General features: G+C 71.2%; 2 protein-coding genes. One reads left to right on the top strand and one right to left on the bottom strand.

Annotation, left to right across the window (positions count from 1 at the left end; all coding sequences use genetic code 11):
* Positions 1–39: 39 nt before the first annotated feature.
* Positions 40–2,589 (bottom strand): aminopeptidase N, encoded by a 2,550-nt coding sequence (gene pepN / locus AB0J68_RS29710; RefSeq protein ID WP_363941900.1) that lies wholly within the window; start codon positions 2,587–2,589, stop codon positions 40–42.
* 221 nt (positions 2,590–2,810) lie between these two features.
* Here pepN and AB0J68_RS29705 point away from each other — a divergent pair.
* Positions 2,811–3,314: disulfide bond formation protein DsbA (locus AB0J68_RS29705; RefSeq protein ID WP_363941898.1), on the top strand; the 504-nt coding region annotated here is incomplete at its 3' end.

Raw genomic sequence — 3,314 nt, 5'->3', positions numbered from 1 at the left:
GCACTGACCTGCCGTGCGGCGGGTCGGGCTTCGACGCGTTCAGCTCTGCTGGGCGTCCTTCGCGCGGGCCTTGAGCGCCCGCACCACACCGTCGCGACCCTCGGCGACCAGTCGACGCAGCGGGCCGGGGTTGCCGTCACCGGCCAGCCACGCGTCGGTGGCCGCCACCGTGTCGTCGTCCACCAGGTACGTCGGGTACGCCAACTGGGCGAACTCCTGCGCCGGCTCGCTGTCCCGAGTGGCCCACACCTGGCCGACCGCCGCGAAGTACTTCTCCCGGTACGGGGCGACCAGCTCCACCTGCGCCGGGTGGGCGAAGCCCTGCAACAGCGCCCGGTGCCGCCAGTTCGGCAGCGCGTCCGGGCCGGTCAGCAGCGCCCACACGGCCGCCTTGTTCTCCGCCGTCGGCACCAGCGCGTGCGCGTACGCGGCCTCCCGCTCGCCGCTGGCGGTGCGGTCACCGGCCAGCTCCGCCTCGATCTCGGCGGCACCGGCCGCGCCGTTGGCCACCAGCGCCCCGAGCACCGTCCAGCGCAGCTCGGTGTCCACGGTCAGCCCGGTCGGCACGCCGGTGCCGTCCAGCCAGCCGCGCAGCGTGGCCAGGTCCTCTTCGGACCGGGCGGCCGAGGTGTACGCCCGGGCCCAGGCCAGCTGGAAACCGCTGCCCGGCTCGGCGGAGGCGAGCGCGTCCTTCGCCGTGCGAGCCAGCCCCGCCCAGCCGGTGGCCGCCCACGCGGGGTCGGCGTAGAGGGTGAGCGCGGTGGTGGCCTGGCGCAGGGTGGCGGTCACCAGGTTGATGTCGGTCTCCGCGGACAGCCCGGCCAGCACCAGCGCCACGTAGTCGCGGGTCGCCAGCTCGGCGTCTCGGGTCATGTCCCACGCGGCCGTCCAGCAGAGGGCGCGGGCCAGCGACGAGTCGAAGCCGCCGATGTGCTGCACCACCGTGGCCATCGACCGGTCGTCGAGGCGCAGCTTGGTGTAGCTCAGGTCGTCGTCGTTGAGCAGCAGCACGTCGGCGGCTCGAACGCCGCGCAGGTCGGCGAGGTCGGTCCGCTCGCCGGTCACGTCCACCTCGTAGCGTTCGCGGCGGACCAGCCGTCCGTCGGTCAGGTCGTACAGGCCCACGCCGATCCGGTGGGTGCGCAGCGTCGGGTACGCCGCCGGCGCCTCCTGCCGGACGACCACCTGCTCGTACGTGCCGTCGGCGCCGATGGTCACCTCCGGCCGCAGCGTGTTGACCTGGGCGGTCTCCAGCCACTGCGCGGCGAACTTGCGCAGCTCCCGGCCCGAGGCCGCCTCCAGCTCGGTGAGCAGGTCGTCGAAGGTGGCGTTGCCCCAGGCGTGCTTGCCGAAGTACGCCCGCAGCCCGGCCACGAACGGCTCCTCACCCACGTACGCGACGAGCTGCTTGAGCACGCTCGCGCCCTTGGCGTAGGTGATGCCGTCGAAGTTGACCTCGACGGCCTCCATGTCAGGCATCTCGGTGTAGACCGGGTGCGTGGAAGAGAGCTGGTCCTGCCGGTAGCCCCAGTTCTTCCGGATGGACAGGAACGTCGTCCACGCTTCGGTGAACCGGGTGGCGTTGGTGTTGCACCAGTGGCTGGCCCACTCGGCGAACGACTCGTTGAGCCACAGGTCGTTCCACCACCGCATGGTGACCAGGTCGCCGAACCACATGTGGGCCAGCTCGTGCAGGATCGTGTTGGCCCGCTGCTCGTACTCGAAGTCGGTGACCTGGGAGCGGAACAGGTAGTGCGACTCGGCGTGCGTGACGCAGCCGAAGTTCTCCATCGCGCCGGCGTTGAAGTCGGGCACCCACAGCTGGTCGTACTTGGGCAGCGGGTAGCGCACGCCGAACTTCTCGTGGAAGAAGTCGAAGCCCTGCTTGGTGATGAGGAACAGATCGTCGGAGTCCAGGTACTGAGCCATCGACGCCCGGGAGAACACCCCCAGGTCGATGCCGTCGTGGCTGTCGCGCACCTCGTGGTACGGGCCGGCGCACAGCGCCGTGATGTACGTGCTCATCCGCGGCGACTCGGTGAAGTGGAGGGTCTTGAGCCCCTCGCCGGCCGGCTCCTCGCGCTGCACCGGCATGTTGGACACCACCCGCCAGTGCTCGGGGACGGTGGCGTGCCAGGTGTAGACGCTCTTCAGGTCGGGCTGGTCGAAGCAGGCGAACACGCGCTGCGCGTCGGCCGTCTCGAACTGGCTGTAGAGGTACGTCTCGCCGTCCACCGGGTCGACCGTGCGGTGCAGCCCCTGCCCGCTGTTGGAGTAGGCGAAGTCCGCGTCGACGACCAGGGTGTTCTCGCTGTCCAGCCCGGACAGGGTCAGGCCCTTCTCAGCCGACCAGTCGGACAGGTCCACCGGGGCGCCGTTCAGCGTGGCGGACCGCACCGACTCGGCGGCCACCTCGATGAACGTGCTCGCCCCCGGTTCGGCGCAGCGGAACCGGACCTCGGTCGTCGAGGAGAACGTGCGGCCGTCGGCCGCCAGCACGGCGGTCGACAGGTCCAGACTGATGTCGTACCCGGTCACCTCGAGCAGGCGTGCCCGCTCGGTCGCCTCGACCTGCGTCAGGTTACGCACTCCCGGCACTGTTCGTCTCCATCCCACGTCTCGCCGTACGCCCGGCGGCGCCCGTCTGCCGACCGCTCGTGACGTCCGGCCCGATCCGAGTCTTCCACGTACGGGCAGCCGGCGGTGGGCGAGGTCACGCTCTCATTCGGGTGCCGGTCGATGGGCCGTGGGGTGAGGATCGAGGTGAGACGCCGGACTGCCGGCGTCACCCGTCGCGAAGGGACCTCACCGTGACCGATCGTGTCACCGCCGACATGTGGTTCGACCCGATTTGCCCGTGGGCGTGGATCACGTCCCGCTGGCTGCTGGAGGTCGAGCAGGTCCGCGAAGTGGACATCCGCTACCACGTCATGAGCCTGTCCGTGCTCAACGAGGGCAGGGACCTGCCAGAGCAGTACCGGGAACTGATGGACAACGGCTGGGGCCCGGTGCGGGTGTGCATCGCCGCCGAGCAGCGCTACGGCAGCGACGCGCTGCGCAAGCTCTACACCGCGCTGGGCACCCGCATCCACCTCGGTAAGGAGCAGCTCGGGCCGGAGCTCTACGTCGCCGCGCTGACCGAGGCCGGCCTGGACCCGGCGCTGGCCGCCGCCGCCGACAGCACCGAGTACGACGAGGCGCTGCGGGCCAGCCACGAGGCCGGCATGCGCCCCGTCGGGCAGGACGTCGGCACCCCGGTCGTCCACGCGCCCGGCCCGGACGGCAGCCCGGTCGCGTTCTTCGGCCCGGTGATC

The sequence above is a fragment of the Micromonospora sp. NPDC049580 genome (genome assembly GCF_040675595.1).
Taxonomy (GTDB): domain Bacteria; phylum Actinomycetota; class Actinomycetes; order Mycobacteriales; family Micromonosporaceae; genus Micromonospora.
Note: the sequence above shows the minus strand (reverse complement) of the source record. Positions and strands in the feature narration are given on the sequence as shown.